Below are 21349 nucleotides of genomic sequence, written 5' to 3'. Positions count from 1 at the left end.
AAGCCTGCCAGCGCAGGCGGGTGTCTAGACCAATGTCGGGGTATGGCCTTTGCCGTCAGGAGCGCTAAACTCGGGGTGGCTGTCTTTCTTGTCCACTCTGGCTGGAATCATAAAATGAAAAATAATAATAGCCCGCTACGCCATTTACCCTGGCTGCTGCTGGCAATCGTCGGCGCGTGTGCCCTGGGTGTGGTGGCATTGCGCCGAGGTGAGGCGATCAACGCCTTGTGGATTGTGGTCGCTGCCGTGGCCATTTATCTGGTTGCGTACCGTTACTACAGTCTGTTCATCGCTAACAACGTTATGCAACTCGACCCGCGACGGGCGACCCCCGCCGTACTCAATAATGACGGTCTGGACTACGTTCCGACCAACAAGCACATCCTCTTCGGTCACCACTTCGCGGCCATCGCTGGCGCGGGTCCCTTGGTCGGGCCGGTGTTGGCGGCGCAGATGGGGTATCTGCCTGGCACGCTGTGGCTGATTGCTGGCGTGGTGCTGGCCGGTGCCGTTCAGGACTTCATGGTGTTGTTCATGTCGACCCGCCGCAATGGCCGGTCCCTGGGCGACATGGTCCGCGAAGAAATGGGCCGCATCCCCGGCACCATCGCGCTGTTTGGCTGCTTCCTGATCATGATCATCATCCTCGCGGTGCTGGCGCTGATCGTGGTGAAAGCCCTGGCCGAGAGCCCTTGGGGCATTTTCACAGTGATGGCGACCATCCCGATTGCGATGTTCATGGGCATCTACATGCGCTACATCCGCCCGGGCCGCATCGGTGAAATCTCTGTGGTCGGCGTGGCGTTGCTGCTCGGGTCAATCTGGCTCGGTGGGCAGATTGCGGCTGATCCGGTCTGGGCCAAGGCGTTCAGCTTCACCGGGATCCAGATTACCTGGATGCTGATCGGCTACGGTTTTGTCGCCGCGGTATTGCCGGTGTGGCTGATCCTCGCCCCGCGCGACTACCTGTCGACGTTCCTGAAGATCGGCACCATCATCGCGTTGGCGATCGGCATTCTGGTGACCATGCCCGAGCTGAAAATGCCCGCGCTGACCCAGTTCATCGACGGCACCGGCCCAGTGTGGAAGGGCGGCCTGTTCCCGTTCCTGTTCATCACCATCGCCTGTGGCGCGGTCTCGGGTTTCCACGCGTTGATCTCTTCCGGCACCACGCCGAAGCTGCTGGATAACGAAGTCAATTCCCGTTACATCGGTTACGGCGCGATGTTGATGGAATCCTTCGTTGCCATCATGGCAATCGTTGCCGCCTCGGTGATCGAGCCGGGCGTGTACTTCGCCATGAACAGCCCGGCTGCCGTCGTCGGTGGTGACATCGTAGCGGTCGCGCAAACCGTCAGCAGCTGGGGCTTTGCGATTACCCCGGAAGCCCTGCAAGCGGTGGCCCATGACATTGGCGAAACCACCATTCTGGCCCGTGCCGGCGGTGCGCCGACCCTGGCGGTGGGGATCGCGCAGATCCTGCACAGTGTCCTGCCGGGTGAAAACACCATGGCGTTCTGGTACCACTTCGCGATCCTGTTCGAAGCGCTGTTCATCCTGACCGCGGTCGACGCCGGGACCCGTGCCGGTCGCTTCATGCTCCAGGATTTGCTCGGCTCCTTCGTGCCGGCGCTGAAACGTACCGAGTCCTGGACCGCCAACCTGATCGCCACCGGCGGTTGCGTGGCGATGTGGGGCTGGTTGCTTTACCAAGGCGTGATCGACCCGTTGGGCGGCATCAACACCTTGTGGCCGCTGTTCGGTATCTCCAACCAGATGCTGGCCGGTATCGCGCTGATGTTGGCAACGGTTGTGCTGATCAAAATGAAACGCCAACGCTATATCTGGGTGACCATGCTGCCGGCGGTCTGGCTGCTGATCTGCACCGTGACCGCAGGCTTCATCAAGCTGTTCGACGCCAACCCGGCCATCGGTTTCCTGTCGCTGGCGAAGAAATACAGCGATGCGCTGGCCAATGGTCAGCTCCTCGCCCCGGCCAAGGACATCACGCAGATGCAGCACGTGATTTTCAATGCCTACACCAACGCAACGCTGACAGCGCTGTTCCTGTTCGTGGTCTTCAGTATCCTGTTTTACGCACTCAAGGTCGGCATCGCCTCTTGGGGTACGAAAGAACGTACGGATAAAGAAGCGCCATTCCAGGCCCTGCCGGACGCGTAATCGAGGATTGCAAACATGTTCAATGACCTGAGTCGCCTCGGTAAATACCTCGGTCAGGCCGCGCGCCTGATGGTCGGCATGCCCGACTACGACAACTACGTCGAGCATATGCAAACCAAACACCCGGACAAACCGGTGATGAGCTACGAAATGTTCTTCCGCGAACGCCAGGAAGCTCGTTACGGTGGCAAGGGTGGGCCGAAGTGCTGTTGATCCGACAGCGAGGTTGATGCAATCCCTGTGGGAGCGGGCTTGCTCGCGAAGAGGCCGTGTCAGTCGACATCAATGTTGAATGACATACCGCTTTCGCGAGCAAGCCCGCTCCCACATTTGTTTTGTGTTGTTTTTTAACTCTGTAAAACAGGAGAAACCGTTTGTCCTCTCCCATCCCGGTAACTATCCTCAGCGGCTTCCTCGGCGCTGGTAAGACCACGCTGTTGCGCCATCTGCTCAAAGCCGAGCACGGGCTGAAAATCGCCGTGATCGAAAACGAATTCAGTGATGCCGGGATCGACACCCAACTGTTGGGTGATGAGCCGGTACAAGTCATGACGTTGTCCAACGGCTGCGTCTGCTGCACCATCCACACTGATCTGACCAAAGCCCTGTACCTGTTGCTCGAACGCCTGGACAGCGGCGACATCGCCTTCGACCGCCTGGTGATCGAATGCACCGGGCTGGCCGATCCGGCGCCGGTGGCGCAAACTTTCTTCATCGATGAAGAGCTGCGCGAGCGCTACATCCTCGACGGCATCATCACCCTGGTGGACGCGGCGCACGCCGAGACTCACCTGACCCAAACCATCGCCCAGGCGCAAATCGGTTTCGCCGACCGCTTGCTGGTGAGCAAACGTGATCTGGTGGACGAGCCGACCTTCACCGCATTGAGTGAGCGCCTGACCCGCATCAACCGACGCGCACCGATCCGCGTGGTCGATCACGGCAATATCGATCTGGCTGAATTGCTCGACGTGCGAGGTTTTAACCTGAATGCCGACCTCGGCGGTGGCGTCAGCCTGCGTCCAGTGAGCAAAGCGCCGTCCATTGACCGCATTTCCAGCCTGGTGCTGCGCACCGACAAGCCGCTGGATATCGACAAACTCAGTGAGTTCATGAACGAGTTGCTGGAAGACCATGGCAAGCAATTGTTGCGTTACAAAGGCGTGTTGAACATTGCCGGCGAACCGCGACGGATGGTGTTCCAGGGTGTTCTGAAGTTGTACGGATTTGACTGGGATACGGAATGGGCGGAGGGCGAGACGCGGGAAAGTGTGATCGTGTTTATTGCGGATGATTTGCCGGAAGAGAAGATTCGAGAGGGGTTTGCGCGGGTGGCGGCGCAGCACTGACATTATCGGTGGCTGATAGGGCCTCTTCGCGAGCAAGCCCGCTCCCACATTTGGAATGCATTCCCTTGTGGGAGCGCGCTTGCTCGCGAAGGCGGCCTAACCGGCAACACGATTCTGGCTGAGTAGCAGTTCTGAGCTCACCAACGCCTCTTCCAAATGATCCAGATGCTGATTCAGCAAGGCGACCGCCTTGACCTCATCCCGATACTCCACAGCCTCCAAAATCCCCTGATGCACCTGCCAATCGCAATAACCCGCTACATTTCCCTCAAACTGGGCAACAGCCAACGCCGTCAGCGGCACCAGACTGTCCAGAAAATGCGCCAAAGGAGCATTCCCGGCCATTTTCGCCAGCTGTAGGTGAAATTCCCCAGATAACCGAATTGCCGAACCACGCGCGTTACATTCGCGCTCGCTATCGATCAACGCTCCCAGGCTTTTCAAGTCTTGCGGACACGAATGCTGACAGGCCAAACGCACCAAGGTGATCTCCGTCAGCCGCCGTGCATGCAACGTTTGTCGGACCTGCTCGACCTCCAGCGCAGCAACACGAGGCCGATGATTCACCCGCAGTACGATGATCTGCTGATGAGCCAATCGCGTCAGCACACACCGGATATCACTGCGTCGAACGCCAAACACCTGCGCCAGGCTTTCTTCGGTAAAACGACTGTCTGCATCGATGTGCTGTTCGAGAATGGCGTCGAAAACCCGTGAATACAGGTCCTCCTCCCGGTTGGGAAAGGGCAGGGCAACAAGCGTCTGCGGTGAAGCGAAGCTGTTCATGGCCGGTCTCCGGTTCCAAAGGTTTCAACTGCCGAGGTTGTCGTCCGGGATGTTCAATTCGATGCCCATCCGCCGTCCTTCGCGAAGGATGTGCCGGCGCATTTCGGCACTGGCCTGTGCGCTGTTCTTGCTACGGATTGCGCGCACCACGGCTTCGTTTTCTTCAAGACGTTCGGCCAGGTGTTCCGGTGAATTACGCAGCACTTCAGCGCTTTGCTTGAGTGCGTTACTGGTCTGCTGCACCACGCTCTGGAAAATCGGATTGGAGGTCAGCGTGAACAATTCTTCGTGGAAGGCGATATAGGCGTTGACCCCGGCGTCGGCGTCGTTGGCTTCGAGTGCTTCGCGCATGTCCATCAGGGTCAGGCGCAGTTGCCCGACTTCTTTGCTGCTGATCGACTGCGCCACCAGACCGACAATGAACGGCTCAAGGGTGTAGCGCAGTTGCAGCACGTCTTCCAGGCTCGCGCCGGCCACTGCGCTGTCATGGCTTTGGCTGTCGCTGAGGTTCGCGTCCAGCACCACCACGCCTTTGCCCGGCATTGAACGCACCAGACCAAGGGTTTCCAGCACGATCACGGCTTCGCGCAGGCTCGGGCGACTGATGCCCAGTTGCTCGGCCAGTTCACGCTGCCCCGGCAACATCTCGCCGGAGCGCCACTGACCACGGGCCAGTGCCGCCCGAAGTTTTTCTACGACTGAATTGACGACCGTTGAAGTGGTAATCACGGGTTGCTCCATGGATAAAGGCAGGGGAGCCCGCCGTCTGGCAGGCTCCCGTTTTATTCAAAATTCCTGCTGATGCGTCGGCGCGACCGGTTTTCGCGGCTGGAAGGTATAACCCACCTGACCGGAAAGCACCTTGTTCGCGCGCTGGATATCGATGTCTTTCTCCCAGCGGGCGATGGCCACGGTGGCGACGCAGTTGCCGATCAGGTTGGTCAGCGCCCGACCGATGCCCATGAACCAGTCCACCGCGAGCACCAACACCAGGCCAACCACCGGAATCGCCGGGATCGCTGTCAGGGTGGCCGCCAGGATCACCAGCGCTGAACCGGGAATCCCGTGGGCGCCTTTGGAGGTGATCAGCGACACCAGCAAAATGGTCAGCAGGTCAGTCATGGCCAGCGGCGTGCCGGTGGCATTGGCGATGAACACGATGGCGAGGGTCAGGTAGATCGAGAAACCGTCGAGGTTGAACGAGTAACCGGTGGGGATCACCAGCCCGACCGTGGAACTGCCGATGCCCAGATGCTCAAGTTTGCGCATGATCTGCGGCAGCACGGCATCAGACGAAGCGGTGCCCATGACGATCAGCAGTTCTTCGCGCAGGTACTTGAGCAGCGGCCACATCCGCAAGCCGGACAGGCGCATCACCAGACCGAGGATCAGCGACACAAATGCAGCGCACGTCAGGTAAAACAGGCCGACCAGGCTGCCCAGATGCTGCAGCGAATCCAGGCCATATTTACTGGTGGTGAAGGCGATGGCGCCGAACACGCCAATCGGCGCCAGGCGCACGATCATGCCCATGATGCGGAAAATGACGTGGCTCAGTTCATTGATCAACCGGGAGATGCCCGAGGCCGCTTCGCCCACCAGGTTCAACGCGCTGCCGAACAGCACCGAAAACAGCAGCACTTGCAGAATGTTGTTATCGGCGAAGGCGCCAATCACCGAGGTCGGGATCAGGTCCATCAGAAATTGTGTGGTGGTGTGCATGTGCTGGCCGCGCTGGGCGATGTCGCCCATGTCGGCGGCGGAGAGCTGCTCCAGATGAATGTTTGCGCCGCTGCCGATGCCGGTGCTGAAGGCGAACACCAGGCCGATCACCAAGGCGATGGTGGTCAGCACTTCAAAGTAGATCACCGACTTCAGGCCGATGCGCCCGACTTTCTTCAAGTCGCCGGCACCGCTGATGCCGCTGACCACCACGCAAAACACGATCAGGCCGATGAGCATCTTGATCAGTTTGATGAAACCGTCGCCGAGCGGTTTGAGCTGGGCCGAGTATTCAGGAAGGGTCAGCCCGCAGACGATGCCGAGCACCAGTCCGAGAACCACTTGAAGGAAGATTGAACGCGAGCACCATCTGAGCATGGGAGGAATCCTGGTCGGTGTCCTGGCGGCCTGATGCTTATGCGCAGCAGATTCAGGACTTAATTATTGTGGTCTTACCGGTATGTCCAGTGCAGGCGCAGTCTAGGCGCAGGTTTTGGGTGATCGCAAGCGAAAATTGCACTAGTGGCATGACCGGTCTTACCAGTAGGGCTGAATGTCCCGACCTTGAGCGGTTGTCCAAAAAACCGGCACTGGCTGCCGATTTTTATGAAGAGTGTGGCGTGTCAATTTTTAGTGTGAGGTACTTTCCTTTCAAGAATACTCAGGATAAAAGTGATCTTTGAACGCTCTTCGGTTTTTCCAAGATAAACATACGGCGAACCTTTGATCTTGATGCCGCCTAAGTAGTGTTTGTCTTTTATTCTGAGAGAGATGGGTGAGTGAGCGGGCTGTAAGTTGTCCAGTGTAATAGCGACGCCTTCATGGTCGAGAAGGGTGAAAGTTGTCGGGTCGTCGGTGTCTGAATCCACGGCTTCAACAGTATCCAGTCCGTTCTTGCTAATGAGCTGATTGTAATAGTCGCCCTTGTTTTTTATGGTGAGGATGTAGCCATCAGGGGTATGCCTGAAGTGCAGCTTCAACGGTATTACCCTTCCGATCTGCTCGTTGAGTCGTAGGCCGAGCAGGTGGGAATGATCCCGTGTTTGCGGGCTTCCGGTAAAGAAACCACCGCTGAACAGGCTGATGGTGGCCAACGCCGGCTTGCCATGCAGCTGTTGAAGAAAGCCTACTTTATGGTCGAGCATTCTCAGTGTCGCGATGAAAGATTTATCAATGCTGCTTGTCATGGTGTAACCCGTTTGTCAGAGGTTGTTTGTTGAGTCGGGTTTTAGACTAAGCGGTTTTTATTTTTGGCGGGATTTGTGTGTGTTGCAAGAGTTTTTGTTTGTAGAAGGGTAGAGGGTGTTTCGTGGGTGTTACTGGTGAGTTGTAAATTGTGATGCTGTTCTGGGGAAGTATTAACTGGTTAATGTCGGCAATAAAAAACCGGCCATCTCTGGCCGGTTTCTTTACTGCGGTTTAGCGGGGCTTATTAAGCGCCGTACACCGGCAGCTTCTTGCAGATGGCCTTGACCTTCTCACGAACGGCGTCGATCACCGCTTCGTTGTTCAGGTCAGCCAGGATGTCGCAGATCCAGCCGGCCAGTTCCTTGCACTCTGCTTCCTTGAAGCCGCGAGTGGTCACAGCCGGAGTGCCGAAGCGCAGGCCGGAGGTGACGAACGGGGAGCGAGGGTCGTTTGGCACGGAGTTCTTGTTCACGGTGATGAATGCTTTGCCCAGAGCGGCGTCAGCGTCTTTACCGGAGATTTCCTGCTTGATCAGCGACAGCAGGAACAGGTGGTTCTCGGTACCGCCGGAGACCACGTCGAAACCGCGCTCGATGAACACGCCGGCCATGGCCTTGGCGTTTTTCACTACCTGTTGCTGGTAGGTCTTGAACTCAGGCTGCAGAGCTTCCTTGAAGCAGATCGCTTTAGCGGCGATCACGTGCTCCAGCGGGCCACCCTGGGCGCCCGGGAATACCGCGGAGTTCAGCTTCTTCTCGATGTCGGCGTTGGCGCGAGCCAGGATCAGGCCGCCACGTGGACCGCGCAGGGTCTTGTGCGTGGTGGTGGTCACGACGTCAGCAAATGGCACCGGGTTCGGGTAGACGCCAGCGGCGACCAGACCGGCCACGTGGGCCATGTCGACGAACAGGTAAGCGCCCACTTTGTCGGCGATTTCGCGGAAGCGTGGGAAGTCCAGGATCTGCGAGTAGGCAGAGAAACCGGCCACGATCATTTTCGGCTTGTGCTCAACTGCCAGACGCTCGACTTCGTCGTAGTCGATCAGGCCGTTGGCGTCGATGCCGTACTGGATGGCGTTGTACAGCTTGCCGGAGGACGAAACGCTGGCGCCGTGGGTCAGGTGACCACCGTGGGCCAGGCTCATGCCCAGGATGGTGTCGCCAGCCGACAGCAGGGCCAGGTAAACGGCGCTGTTGGCTTGCGAACCGGCGTGCGGTTGAACGTTGGCGTAATCGGCGCCGAACAGTTGTTTGGCTCGATCAATTGCAAGCTGCTCGACGACGTCAACGAACTCGCAACCACCGTAGTAGCGCTTGCCCGGGTAGCCTTCGGCGTACTTGTTGGTCAGTACCGAGCCTTGAGCTTCCATCACCGCTGGGCTGGTGTAGTTTTCCGAAGCGATCAGCTCGATGTGTTCTTCCTGGCGCTGAGCTTCTTGCTCCATGGCGGCAAAAAGATCGGCGTCGTACTTGGCAATAGTCAAATCACGGCTGAACATGGCGGTCCTCAAGGATCGGGGCAGAAAAGGGGGGCATTCTAACCCAACGGGTTTTAGATGGCATATGAAAGGAGATCATGTCGCAGACAAGTGGGCTTCATGACCAGATATGCGGTGCCTGTCAGGGCCCCTTCGCGAGCAAGCCCGCTCCCACATTCAACCGAGTTCTCACTGGAGAATGCGATTAAATGTGGGAGCGGGCTTGCTCGCGAAGGGGCTGGTCGCCGCACCACAAAATCTCAGTCGAACATGAACAACGCATCATTGCTGAACTGCGCTTCAAACCGGGCCGGCGGCATCGGCCGGCCGAACAGATACCCCTGAACCTCATCGCAACCATGCTCACGCAGGAAGTCGAGCTGTTCGTGGGTTTCCACGCCCTCGGCGATTACCGCCAGGTTCAGGCTGTGGGCCATGGCGATGATCGCCCGGGCAATCTGCGCGTCCTGTTCACCGGACGGCAGGCCATCAACAAACGTGCGGTCGATTTTCAGCACGTCGATCGGGAATTGCTTGAGGTAGTTGAGCGATGAATAACCGGTGCCGAAGTCGTCGACCGCGATGCTCAGGCCAAGGTTTTTCAACCCGGCAAGAATCTGCATCGCCTCGCTGACTTCGCGCATCAGGATACTTTCGGTCAGTTCCAGCTCCAGGCACGCCGGCGGCAAACCGGTTTCCTTGAGGATGTTGGCGATCCGCGTGCCCAACTGGCCATCGGAGAACTGCCGCGCCGAGATGTTGACCGACACCTTCGGCACACGGACCTTGGTCTGGTGCCAGGTCTTGAGTTGGCGACAGGCTTCGCCGATCACCCAGTCGCCGACATCCACCACCAGCCCGAGCTCTTCGAGCACTGGAATGAAATCCCCCGGCGGCACCAGTCCGCGTCGCGGATGGCGCCAGCGCAGCAAGGCTTCGGCACCGGTCAAGCGTTTACCATCGCCGCTGAACTGCGGTTGGTAATAGAGCACGAATTCGTTCTGTTCCAGAGCGTGGCGCAAATCGCTTTCCAGCTCCAGACGCTCAAGGGCGCTGGCGTTCATGTCCGCCTGATAAAACTGGAAGTTGTTCTTGCCGCGTTCCTTGGCGTGGTACATCGCCGTGTCGGCGTTTTTCATCAACTGACTGAGTTCGTTGCCGTCCTGCGGGCTCAGGGCGATGCCGATACTGGCCGTGACGAAGAACTCGCGACCCTCCAGCACAAAGGGTTTCACCAGGCTGGCGAGGATCTGTTCCGCCACGTGGATCGCCCGGTTCAGCGCGATTTCACGATTGACCTTCGGTTGCAGCAACAAGGTGAATTCATCGCCGCCCATGCGTGCAACGGTGTCGTCATCGTCGACGCAGCCGAGCAGGCGCGTGGCCATTTCCTGGAGCATGCGGTCGCCGGCAGCGTGACCGAGGGAGTCGTTGATCGGCTTGAAACGGTCGAGGTCGAGGAACATCAGCACCACCCAGGACTTCTGCCGTTCCGCCGATTGCAGTGCGGTGTGCAGGCGATCCTGGAACAACGTGCGGTTGGGCAGGTGGGTCAGGGCGTCGTAGTAAGCGAGGCGGTGAATCCGCTGCTCACTCGCCTTGCGTTCGCTGATGTCGCTGAAGAAGCACACATAGCTGGCCAGGTCGCCTTCGTCGTCGAGCACCGCCGTGATGCCGACCCAGGCCGGGTAGTGTTCGCCGCTGCGGCGCTTGAGCCAGACCTCACCTTCCCAGGTGTTGTTCTGATGAAGTTGCTTGAGCACGTAGCGCAGATGCGCTTCCTGCTGCTCGTCGACGGTCAGCATGTTCGGCAACTGGTCGAGCACTTGTTCTACGGCGTAACCGCTGACGCGACTGAATGCTTCGTTGGCCTGCACGATGTAACCGGCCGGGTCGGTGATCAGGATCGCCGAGGTCGAGTGCTCAAATACCGTGGCCGCCATGCGCAGGTCTTTCTCGGCGCGGCGCTGCTGGCTGATGTCGCGACCGACACCGAGCACGCCTTCGAATGCGCCGTGTTCGTCCCAGACCAGCACCAGCCGCAGCTCGATGGGAATCTTGCGGCCGTCGGCCCGCAGGCAATCGAACAGGAACAGCTGGGTCTGCACCTGGCTGCGCAACAGCGCCAGTTGCTCGGGTTTATCCAGCGCTTTGCTGACCCGGTCCATCAGGGCGAAGATGCCGGTCAGTTGTTGCGGGTTGGCGACAATCGATTGCCAACCGTTCTGGAAGATCCACTCTGCGTCATAACCCAGCACGGCTTGCACCGAGGGGCTGACGTAATTGAGCGACAGCTTGCTGTCGGTGGAGAAAATCACGTCGCTGATGCTTTCAGCGAGCATCCGGTAGCGCTGCTCGCTATCGCGCAACGACTCACTGGCCTCGATCTGATCGGTGATGTCCTTGGCCACACCGATGATGCGCGTGACCTGATTGTGCTTGTCGCGTGCCAGGGCCTGTTCGCGAATCTCGAACGGTCGCCATTTACCATCGCGATGTCGGAAGCGCAGTTGGCATTGCATCAATTGGCTGTAACCCGCCTGACGCTGGGTCTGGCGCGAACGGTGGTAGAAATCGGCGTCTTCGGGGTGCAGCAGGATTTCCCAGAAATACTCACCCATTTGATGCAGTTCAGTACGGTCGTAACCCAGGGTCTGCCCCAAGTGGTGGTTGCTGTAAATCATCCGCTGGCTGATGACGTCCTGCACGTACAGGTGATCCGGCACGGTGCGCACCACATCGGACCAGAAACCTTCACGTTCCAGCAGCGACAGCTCGATCAGCTTGCGGCTGGTGATGTCGGTGATGCTCAGGATCACCGCTTTATAGTCGTCCTGATCGGCCGGCAGGCGCAGTACCAGCCACAAATGCTGATCGCGGTCATTGGCGCCCTGCAATTTGATTTCCAGCTCAAGCTGGTTTTGGTGATTGAGCACCGCTTCAAGCACTTGATTGCCGATGGCCGTGCCGTCCAGCGGGTTGCCATCGATCAGCAGGTTCCAGGCTTGATCGCAGGAATTGACGTTAAGCAGTTGCAGGGCAACCTGGTTGACCTCGGTGACGCGCAATTCCCGAAGCAGTTGCCGGCGTTGTTCCGGGCTCTCGAGCCAGGCCTGCAGTTGTTCGTTGCTGTGCAGGTGCGCCTTGTCGAAAACGCCCTTGAGCCCGGAAACGTCGAGCACGCAGAGGGCAACACCGGTGCCTTCGAAAATGTCCTGATAGCGTCGACGACCCTCGTGCACCTGGCGTTGACGCCGGCGCATGTTCAGCAGCGCAATGAATGGCAGCAGCGAAAGCGCCAGGCCCAGCAGGCACTTGCCGATGAAGGCCGGCAGCAGGTCTTCGAGCACGCGTTGCCGATCGAACAACCCGCGCAACTGCCAGTCGCTGCTGCTCAAGGGAACGGTCAGTACACTGCTGGCCAGTTCATCGGGTGTCAGCACCGCTGGCGTGCTTGAAGGCAATGCGTCATCGCGGCTGATGATCTGGCGATTGACCCGGTTCTCCACCAGCCACAGCGGGCGGATGCCGGCTTCGTTTTGTTTGGTCAGGGTCGAGAAAAAGGTCGGTGTCAGGCGCAGCGCCCAATAGCCTCGCGTGCTGCCGCTGGCCTGATGCAATAGAAGATGCACCACGGAACCGTCATCAGCATTACTGAAATAGTGAGCCTGGGCGTGGCTGCGCCGCACCAGATCACTCAGGTAGTCGGCGTCCTGACTGTCAGCGGCGCTGTCGCTGATGATTTTTCCGGAGGGGCTGAGCAATGCCAGGCTGCGCAGCTCGGGCAATGACTGTTGCAGCTTGCGCAGCAACGCCTGTTGTTCGTCGGCGCTTTGCGGCTGTTCGACGATCGGTAGCAGGTTGAGGGCGATCTGGGCGTTGAGCGCCATGTTCAGGCTGACTTGCGCGGCCAGGTCGGCGGTGTAGTCGATGGTGTATTGGCGCTGATGTTTCTGGGTTTCACGCAGCTGATCCAGGAGCTGCCAGAACAGCAGGGCGAGCAGCAACAGGACGAGGGTGGCCAGTGCGCCTTTCAAGGTTCCGCGCAGGGGCGAGCCGGTCGCAGGACTGGGGGCGCTCACGGAAACGGGCGGAGTGGCATTAGGCAAACTGGAATCCTGCGGTTTGACTGGACTGGCGCGACGTGCACTATAAGCCTGACGCCCGAAGGGCGGCTAGCATGCCTTGAGTTGTGGCGAAGTGCCAGTCCCTGTCGGCTGGACTGCCTTCCGTCATTAAGGTAGCTTTGCCGGTTACGCGGGAGCGTTCCAGCTCCTAGAATCAGACTTTTTCAGCGCGCACGTATTGATAGCCATCAATCGGACGACGCGCACAGTCTGGCCGGGCTTCGCCTGCGCTCCAATCATTCATCTGTCACTGACCCAAGGTTCTCCATGGCTCAATACGTCTTCACCATGCATCGGCTGGGCAAAGTTGTTCCGCCGAAGCGGGAAATCCTGAAAAACATTTCTCTGTCGTTCTTCCCTGGCGCCAAGATCGGTGTACTCGGCCTCAACGGTTCGGGTAAGTCCACGCTGCTGAAAATCATGGCCGGCGTCGACACCGAGTTCGAGGGCGAAGCCCGTCCGATGCCGGAGCTGAACATCGGCTACCTGCCACAGGAACCCATCCTGGACCCGACCAAGACCGTGCGTGAAGTGGTCGAGGAAGCGGTCAGCGTGATCAAGAATGCCCAGGCGCGCCTGGACGAGGTCTACGCGGCTTACGCTGAAGAAGATGCCGACTTCGACAAACTGGCGGCAGAACAGGCCAAGCTCGAAGCCATCCTGCAAGCCAGCGACGGTCACAACCTGGATCGCCAACTGGAAGTCGCCGCCGATGCGCTGCGCCTGCCGGCGTGGGATGCCAAGGTCGAATTCCTGTCCGGTGGTGAAAAGCGTCGTGTGGCCCTGTGCCGCCTGCTGCTGTCCGCCCCTGACATGCTGCTGCTCGACGAACCGACCAACCACCTGGACGCCGATTCCGTCGCCTGGCTGGAGCACTTCCTGCACGATTTCCCGGGCACCGTGGTTGCGATCACGCACGACCGTTACTTCCTGGACAACGTTGCCGGCTGGATCCTCGAACTCGACCGCGGCGCCGGTATCCCGTACGAGGGCAACTATTCGGGTTGGCTTGAAGCCAAGTCCAATCGTCTGGCGGCCGAATCCAAGCAGCAATCGGCTCACGAAAAGGCCATGAAGGAAGAACTGGAGTGGGTGCGCCAAGGCGCCAAGGCCCGCCAGTCCAAATCCAAGGCTCGTCTGCAACGCTTCGAAGAAATGCAATCGCAGGAATTCCAGAAGCGCAGCGAAACCAACGAGATCTACATCCCGGCCGGTCCGCGCCTGGGCGACAAGGTCATCGAGTTCAAGAACGTTTCCAAGGGCTACGGCGATCGCGTGTTGATCGACAACCTGTCGTTCTCCATGCCTAAAGGCGCCATCGTTGGCGTGATCGGCGGTAACGGTGCCGGTAAATCGACCCTGTTCCGCATGCTGATGGGCAAGGAACAACCAGATTCGGGCAGCATCGAAGTCGGCGAAACCGTGCAACTGGCGTGCGTCGATCAGAGCCGCGAAGACCTGGACGGCAGCAAGACCGTGTTCCAGCAGATCTCCGACGGTTCCGACCAGATCCGCATCGGCAACTACGAAATCCCGTCGCGTACCTACGTCGGTCGCTTCAACTTCAAGGGCGGCGATCAGCAGAAGTTCGTCAAGGACCTGTCCGGTGGTGAGCGCGGTCGGTTGCACCTGGCCCTGACCCTGAAGGAGGGCGGCAACGTCCTGCTGCTCGACGAACCGTCCAACGACCTCGACGTTGAAACCCTGCGTTCCCTGGAAGAAGCCCTGCTGGACTTCCCGGGCGCAGCCATTGTGATCTCTCACGATCGGTGGTTCCTTGACCGCGTCGCGACGCACATCCTGGCGTACGAAGACAACTCGCAAGCGGTGTTCTTCGAAGGTAACTACACCGAATACGAAGCCGACCGCCGCAAGCGTCTCGGCGAAGCGGCTACCCAGCCGCACCGTGTACGGCACAAAAAACTGGCCTGATATCGGGTGAGTTGCACAAAAAGCGGAGCCTTCGGGGCTCCGTTTTTTTAAGGGCATTCAGTGACACCGTGGTGCGACTTTCGCGAGCAAGTCGAATCGTCGCACCGCCGCTCCCACATTTGATCTGTGGCGTTCACAAGACCAATGTGGGAGCGGGCTTGCTCGCGAAGGCGGCCTGATGGTCACTCAATATCTATCTGCAAAACCTCAATCACCAAATCCCCCACCGGCCGCTTCCAAACCACCTCATCCCCCACCTGCGCGCCCAACAACGCCCGCCCCAACGGCGAGCCCCAATTGATCAACCCGCTGGCCGCATCCGCCTGATCCTCACCCACTAACTGCACACGCTGCTTGCTGCCATGTTGATCGGCAAAGGTCACCCAGGCGCCAATCTGCACCTTGTTGGTCGAGGAGGCCGGCACCACCAGTTGAGCGCTTTGCAGGCGCTGATTGAAATATCGCCAGTCACGCTCAAGGTCGGCCTGGCGCTGTTTGTCGGCCAGTTCACCTTTCGCGCTCTGTTCGTTGATCAGGTTTTGCACCTCGGCGACTTTCGCCTGCAACTGTGCAAGCCCCGCCGGCGTGACGTAATTGGGTTGGGTGCTGACCTGCCGTTCAACCGGCTGATCGGCTTGCTCGGCGGCGTTATCTTCGTTGACGAATGCCCGGCTCATGGTCTTCTCCCGTTATAGGGTTTGGGCCATGGTTGCAGGCTTTTAGTTTCGGCGGATGTCTGTAAGCGACTCATGGCGAGTGATAGGCACGGGCGGTGTCCTGGTCTTTTTGTTGCTGCCAGGCTTTTTCGCGGTCGTCCCAGTGGTGGCTGCGATAGTCCTCGCGGTCATGGTTCTCAAGCATGGCCTGGCACTGACGGAAGCCATCGCTCCAGCCTTCGGCGTACGGCTTGTCCTTGAGATAGCGCGGGACGTTTTTGCGAAATTCGCCACTCATTGCCCCAGCGGCTTGCCGGCCACTGCTGCACCCGTCATCGAAGCCATCGGCGAATGCCGGTGGATAACCTTTTGAGATCAACTCTTCGTGGGTTGTCTGGCAACCTGCGATCAACATCAACCCACCGATTACTGCCACGCACCGCCACATCTCAAACTCCCGGGCCGTGCAACGGCCTATAAGGGAAGTCTAGAAGTGGATTCGTGAGGCGTGTGTGAAAGGCCTGTGATGAATCTGTCGGAGCCTGCGGCACTCGATGGAAAAAATGAGATTTTTGAACACCACAAAACGAATGTGGGAGCGGGCTTGCTCGCGAAAGCGATGTGTCAGTCAATACCTATGCTGACTGACACATCGCTTTCGCGAGCAAGCCCGCTCCCACAAGGGATGGTGGTGTGACAGATCAATAGTGATACCACTTCACCTCAAGCATCACTTCGTTCTCGGGTGTGGCGAGGTGGCTGAAGTCGCGCTGGGCGCTCAGGCGCAGGCCCAGGTTTCGCGACAGTTCCCACTGCTGATTCAGGCTGATGTTGCGGCGCACTTCGCCATTGGTGAAGAAATCGCCTTTGGTCTCCAGGCTGAAGTTACCCAGCGGGTTTTTCCACAGCACGCCGGTGTTGAAGCCCGCCGCCGGGGCGATGAATTCGGCGAAGTCATTGTTGTGCTCGACGCGCACCGTGCCCAGCGCAAAACCGAGCATGTCCTCGCCCAGTTGCCAGGTACCGCCGCCACCGCCATTGACGTGGCTGACCAGGGTTTCGTCGTCATGCTTGCCCGGCACCCGTTCCAGGCCACCCGTCACCTGCCACGACAGCGGCTGCAGCAGCTCGTTACGCGGGGTCAGGGAGCGAATCGTCGCCAGATCCAGTTGTTGAAACTGCCAGTGATTGCCTTCGTACTGGCGCAGTTTCATTTGCAGGATTTCAATCTGGGCGCCGAGCGGGAAACTCTCGGCGTTGTCGTTGAGGTCGTGATACGCCATGCGCAGGCCATATTCGCCAAACGCCTTGTCACCCCGGGTACCGATGCCCGCCTGCCAGGTGCGGGATTCATGGCCATCCTCGGGCAGGCCCGGTTGCGGGATGACCAGCTCCGGCGCCGGGTTCTGGTTGATCGCCCGCAGCAGCTCGAAGCTTCGTTGAGCCCGCGCCGGGTCACGTTCCTGGCCATTGGCGCGGTAGCGCTCAAGACGATAGGCCGCATCGATGATCAGCGCCTGGCGATCCTTGGGTTGCGACTTGAACGCGGGTTCCTGTAACTGTTTCTGGTCGGCGCTGACCTTCAGCACCCATTGCTGTTCTTCAGGGTTCAGCGGCTCGACACGACTCAACAACTCGCGTTCGCGGGACGGGCGATATTGAATGGATTCCACCAGGCCGGCTTCTTTCACGGCTTTGACGGTGTCGGTCGGAATCGCGGTCAACGGGAATTGCTCGGTCAGGCGCAGGCTCGGTCGCGCCACTTGCAGCAATTCCAGCAGGCGATAGGAGCAGTTTTCGTCGAAGAAGTAATAGTCGAACTTGATCTGCTTCAACTCCCAGACGTGCTCGACCATGCGTGCGGTTTCTGCCTGTGTCAGGTTCAGCCGGTATTCCCACAAGTCACGGTTTTCGAGGCTGCGATATTCCGAGAGTTTTTCCTGATAGGGCACCAGCGCGAACAGTCCTGGATAGCCGCCCATCAAGCCTTTCCAGGCGTAGAGGATGCTGTTATCCGAACCCTCGATGTAGGCGCCGAAGTTGATCGCGTAACTGAGCAGGGCGGTGTGGTCGCTTTGTACATCGGCCTGGTCGATACGCAGCAGCGTGTGGCCGAACATCGATGACGGACTGTTCAGGTACGCCGCCGGGAAAATCATCACCGCACTGTGGGGCGAGACGTCCTTGAACCATTGCTTGAATTCGCTGCAGTCCAGTGTCGGCAGATCGCTCAGGTTGAGCTGCGTCTTCAGCCAGCGAGTGCGGGCCGGGTAGACGCATTGGGCGTGGTGTTCGCCGGCACTGGCCGGGACGTACAACGCTTGGACGGTGGCCGCCAGTTCATGATCGGGGTGTTCATTGCCGTCGGGTGCGAGGAAGAATTTCTTGTCGCTGACATAGCTGCGCCAGCCACCAAGCTTGGCGGTTTCGTAGTGCCCCAGGGAAATCCAGAAGGGGTCATTGGCCAGTTGCTGCAAACGTTGAGGGTCGATGTGCGGCGCGGCGGCCAGCGGGGCGCAGACACAGAGCGCCAGCCAGGCAAGGCGTTTGAGCATAGTGGGCAACTTAAGTCGAAAAAAACAAAGACCCAAAGAGGGACGGGCCAAAAAAACAAATCCGCTCCCCGAAAGGAGCGGGCGCTTCGAGATTAAGCTTGAGTGGCGTACTTGGCCAGACGCGGATCGCTCTTGAGAACGGCCAGGGTATTGGTATGCACGTCTTCAGCGGTCACGTCAGCCTTGCTGAAGATTTGCTGGAAGTGCTCGTGAGTGACAGCGGCGAAATGCGCGCGGTCTTCCGGTGCTACGCCCAGGACCACGGCGTAGGTCGTCAGCGCTTCGCCCTGACCTTTGGCCATGTCTTCGGACAGCTCGTTCATCATGCCATTCATGGCAAACCAGGATTTGCCGCCGTAGGTCAGCGACGCATTCGTTGCGCAGCCGTTGGTGCCGGAGGTCATACCGAAGGTTGCGTTGCCGGAGGTGCCGTTGGTGGTGGAGGCCATGAAGTGAGCCGGGGTGCCACGCTGACCTTCGAACAGCATGTTGCCCCAACCGCAATCCGGGCCGCCTGGCGCTTGCGCCATGGCGTTGAGGGATACAACGGTGAAGAGAGTACCGAGAAGAATCCGTTTCATAGCTATGTTCTCTTAGTGTGCATACCGATGGACAAGGGGTTTTGGCCCGTGTCGGCGCCAATTGGGCCGGTTATTAGTCCAGCCGCGCAGTTTGGAGTTTAGGCACGATCACGGGGTTCCGTGATTTTTTGTAAAACATTCGCCGAAATCATTGATTTAGCCCCGCCCCGCCTGGGGATAGCAGTTTGTCTATGCTTTGGCAGGAGGCGCGCCTTGCAAGTGAAGTATGAGCAGCGCCAGAATGCCGCTATCTGCCCCGCCTGATGTAAGGAAGCCCGATGCCTGATCCTGTTGCTGCCAGCTTGCGTCTAGCGCCTGAAGCGCTGACCCGTCCGTTTTCCGCTGAACAGTTCAGCTTCTCTACCACCAATGATCTGGAGCCCTTCCGCGGTGTGCTTGGCCAGGAACGTGCGGTCGAAGCCTTGCAGTTCGGTGTGGCCATGCCACGCCCCGGTTACAACGTGTTTGTCATGGGTGAGCCTGGCACCGGCCGGTTCTCGTTCGTCAAACGCTACCTGAAAGCCGAAGGCAAGCGCCTGCAGACTCCGGCGGACTGGGTCTACGTCAATAATTTCGATGAGCCGCGCGAGCCTCGCGCCCTGGAATTGCCGTCGGGCACCGCTGGTGCATTCATCGGCGACATCAACGGTTTGATCGATAACCTGCTGGCGACCTTTCCGGCGGTGTTCGAACACCCGTCCTACCAACAGAAGAAAAGCGCCATCGACCGCGCTTTCAATCAGCGTTACGACAAGGCACTGGACATCATCGAGCGCCTGGCCCTGGAGAAAGAAGTCGCCCTGTATCGCGACGCCAGCAACATCGCGTTTACCCCGATGAGCGAAGGCAAGGCGCTGGACGAGGCGGAGTTCGCCCAGTTACCGGAAGCCGATCGCGAGCGCTTCCACGAGGACATTTCCGGCCTGGAAGAGCGCCTGAACGAAGAGCTCGCCAGCCTGCCGCAATGGAAGCGTGAGTCGAGCAATCAACTGCGTCACCTCAACGAAGAAACCATCACCCTGGCCTTGCAGCCGCTGCTGTCGCCGTTGTCGGAGAAGTACGCCGAGAACGCCGCTGTGTGCGGTTACCTGCAGGCGATGCAGGTTTACCTGTTGAAGACGGTGGTCGAGCAACTGGTCGACGACAGCAAGACCGACGCCATTGCCCGCAAGCTGCTGGAAGAGCAATACGCGCCGAGCCTGGTAGTCGGGCATTCGGCCAGCGGCGGTGCGCCGGTGGTGTTCGAGCCGCACCCGACGTACGAAAACCTGTTTGGCCGGATTGAATACAGCACCGATCAGGGCGCGCTGTACACGACCTATCGGCAACTGCGACCGGGCGCCTTGCACCGGGCCAACGGTGGTTTCCTGATTCTTGAAGCGGAAAAAATGCTCAGCGAGCCGTTCGTTTGGGATGCGCTCAAGCGTGCCCTGCAATCGCGCAAGCTGAAAATGGAATCGCCGCTGGGTGAGCTGGGACGACTGGCCACGGTGACCCTGACGCCGCAACACATTCCATTGGCGGTCAAAGTCATCATCATCGGTGCCCGTCAGCTGTATTACACGCTGCAAGACCTCGATCCGGACTTCCAGGAGATGTTCCGCGTCCTGGTGGATTTCGACGAAGACATCCCGATGGTCGACGAGAGCCTGGAGCAGTTCGCCCAGTTGCTCAAAACCCGCACTTCCGAAGAAGGCATGGCGCCGTTGACGGCAGATGCCGTCGCACGTCTGGCCACGTACAGCGCGCGTCTGGCTGAACACCAGGGGCGTTTGTCGGCGCGCATCGGCGATCTGTTCCAACTGGTCAGCGAGGCGGATTTCATTCGCCACCTGGCGGGCGACGAGATGACCGACGCCGGGCACATCGAACGTGCGCTCAAGGCCAAGGCTACCCGTACCGGGCGAGTTTCGGCGCGGATTCTCGACGATATGCTGGCCGGGATCATCCTGATCGACACCGATGGTGCCGCCGTCGGCAAGTGCAACGGCCTGACAGTGCTGGAAGTCGGCGACTCGGCCTTCGGTGTGCCGGCGCGGATTTCCGCCACCGTGTATCCGGGCGGCAGCGGCATTGTCGACATCGAGCGCGAGGTCAACCTCGGGCAGCCGATTCACTCCAAAGGCGTGATGATCCTCACCGGGTATCTGGGCAGTCGTTACGCCCAGGAATTCCCGTTGGCGATTTCCGCGAGCATCGCCCTGGAGCAGTCCTACGGTTATGTCGATGGTGACAGTGCGTCGCTGGGTGAGGCTTGCACGTTGATTTCGGCCTTGTCGAAAACCCCACTCAAGCAGTGCTTTGCGATCACCGGTTCAATCAACCAGTTCGGTGAAGTGCAGGCGGTGGGCGGGGTCAACGAGAAGATCGAAGGTTTCTTCCGCCTCTGTGAAGCGCGCGGGCTGACCGGCAAGCAAGGTGCAATCATTCCGCAGGCGAACGTTGCCACGTTGATGCTCGACGAGAAGGTGTTGGCCGCAGTACGCGCGGGGCAGTTCCATGTGTACGCGGTGCGTCAGGCGGACGAGGCGCTGAGCCTGTTGGTCGGCGAGCCGGCGGGTGCGCCGGATGAGAATGGCGAATTCCCTGAAGGCAGCGTCAATGCACGGGTGGTGGAGCGCCTGCGGGTGATCGCGGAAATGATCAGCGAGGAAGACCTCAAGGAAGCCGAGAAAGAAGCGGCGCAGGAAGCGTTGGTCGAGGCCAAGCCTGCCTAAGGACATCTCGGTTTAATGTGGGAGCGGGCTTGCTCGCGAATACGGTCTTTCATTCAACAGATAAGTTGACTGACATAC

Annotated in this window: 15 protein-coding genes; 5 read left to right on the top strand and 10 right to left on the bottom strand. The window is 59.2% G+C overall.

Going from position 1 to position 21349, the window contains the following annotated elements:
• Window positions 1–114 precede the first annotated feature (114 nt).
• From EAH78_RS22240 to yjiA, 3 genes are all read left to right on the top strand, one after another.
• Complete coding sequence (locus tag EAH78_RS22240; protein ID WP_140669446.1) at window positions 115–2181, top strand: carbon starvation CstA family protein; 2067 nt, start codon at window positions 115–117, stop codon at window positions 2179–2181.
• Window positions 2182–2196: 15 nt separating this feature from the next.
• Window positions 2197–2394, top strand: coding sequence for a YbdD/YjiX family protein (locus EAH78_RS22235; protein WP_007895266.1), 198 nt, complete (start codon window positions 2197–2199; stop codon window positions 2392–2394).
• A gap of 161 nt (window positions 2395–2555) precedes the next feature.
• Complete coding sequence (gene yjiA / locus EAH78_RS22230) at window positions 2556–3530, top strand: GTPase (RefSeq protein WP_140669445.1); 975 nt, start codon at window positions 2556–2558, stop codon at window positions 3528–3530.
• A 96-nt stretch (window positions 3531–3626) separates the two neighbouring features.
• Here the strand turns inward: yjiA and EAH78_RS22225 are convergent, their stop codons facing one another.
• The 6 genes from EAH78_RS22225 to EAH78_RS22200 all read right to left on the bottom strand — a co-directional run bounded on the left by EAH78_RS22225 (window position 3627) and on the right by EAH78_RS22200 (window position 12812).
• A complete protein-coding gene (locus EAH78_RS22225) occupies window positions 3627–4316 on the bottom strand; it encodes a GntR family transcriptional regulator (protein ID WP_140669444.1) in 690 nt (229 codons plus the stop codon).
• A 24-nt stretch (window positions 4317–4340) separates the two neighbouring features.
• The gene (locus tag EAH78_RS22220) at window positions 4341–5045 is read right to left on the bottom strand and encodes a FadR/GntR family transcriptional regulator (RefSeq protein WP_140669443.1); all 705 of its coding nucleotides are present in this window, start codon (window positions 5043–5045) and stop codon (window positions 4341–4343) included.
• Window positions 5046–5102: 57 nt separating this feature from the next.
• The gene (locus EAH78_RS22215; protein WP_140669442.1) at window positions 5103–6416 is read right to left on the bottom strand and encodes a C4-dicarboxylate transporter DctA; all 1314 of its coding nucleotides are present in this window, start codon (window positions 6414–6416) and stop codon (window positions 5103–5105) included.
• A gap of 245 nt (window positions 6417–6661) precedes the next feature.
• Complete coding sequence (locus EAH78_RS22210; protein ID WP_140669441.1) at window positions 6662–7225, bottom strand: hypothetical protein; 564 nt, start codon at window positions 7223–7225, stop codon at window positions 6662–6664.
• A 245-nt stretch (window positions 7226–7470) separates the two neighbouring features.
• Window positions 7471–8724, bottom strand: a complete 1254-nt coding sequence (glyA, locus tag EAH78_RS22205) for a serine hydroxymethyltransferase (RefSeq protein WP_140669440.1) — start codon at window positions 8722–8724, stop codon at window positions 7471–7473.
• 239 nt (window positions 8725–8963) lie between these two features.
• Complete coding sequence (locus EAH78_RS22200) at window positions 8964–12812, bottom strand: bifunctional diguanylate cyclase/phosphodiesterase (RefSeq protein ID WP_140669439.1); 3849 nt, start codon at window positions 12810–12812, stop codon at window positions 8964–8966.
• A 285-nt stretch (window positions 12813–13097) separates the two neighbouring features.
• Here EAH78_RS22200 and ettA point away from each other — a divergent pair, with 285 nt between their 5' ends.
• Window positions 13098–14762, top strand: coding sequence for an energy-dependent translational throttle protein EttA (gene ettA / locus EAH78_RS22195; protein ID WP_140669438.1), 1665 nt, complete (start codon window positions 13098–13100; stop codon window positions 14760–14762).
• Between the two features lie 182 nt (window positions 14763–14944).
• Here ettA and EAH78_RS22190 read toward each other — a convergent pair whose 3' ends face one another.
• The 4 genes from EAH78_RS22190 to EAH78_RS22175 form a co-directional block, all read right to left on the bottom strand.
• Complete coding sequence (locus EAH78_RS22190; protein ID WP_140669437.1) at window positions 14945–15439, bottom strand: GreA/GreB family elongation factor; 495 nt, start codon at window positions 15437–15439, stop codon at window positions 14945–14947.
• A gap of 70 nt (window positions 15440–15509) precedes the next feature.
• On the bottom strand, window positions 15510–15866 hold the full coding sequence (locus EAH78_RS22185; protein ID WP_140669436.1) for a hypothetical protein: 357 nt from the start codon (window positions 15864–15866) through the stop codon (window positions 15510–15512).
• A 253-nt stretch (window positions 15867–16119) separates the two neighbouring features.
• Window positions 16120–17973 (bottom strand): DUF4105 domain-containing protein, encoded by a 1854-nt coding sequence (locus EAH78_RS22180; protein ID WP_140669435.1) that lies wholly within the window; start codon window positions 17971–17973, stop codon window positions 16120–16122.
• A gap of 92 nt (window positions 17974–18065) precedes the next feature.
• Window positions 18066–18554, bottom strand: a complete 489-nt coding sequence (locus tag EAH78_RS22175; protein ID WP_123433504.1) for a DUF3015 domain-containing protein — start codon at window positions 18552–18554, stop codon at window positions 18066–18068.
• Window positions 18555–18832: 278 nt separating this feature from the next.
• On the opposite strand from EAH78_RS22175, the gene EAH78_RS22170 reads away from it, so the two are divergent.
• Window positions 18833–21271, top strand: coding sequence for a Lon protease family protein (locus tag EAH78_RS22170; RefSeq protein WP_140669434.1), 2439 nt, complete (start codon window positions 18833–18835; stop codon window positions 21269–21271).
• The last annotated feature ends 78 nt before the right edge of the window (window positions 21272–21349 follow it).

The sequence above is a fragment of the Pseudomonas arsenicoxydans genome (assembly GCF_006438915.1).
GTDB lineage: Bacteria > Pseudomonadota > Gammaproteobacteria > Pseudomonadales > Pseudomonadaceae > Aquipseudomonas > Aquipseudomonas arsenicoxydans_A.
Note: the sequence above shows the minus strand (reverse complement) of the source record. Positions and strands in the feature narration are given on the sequence as shown.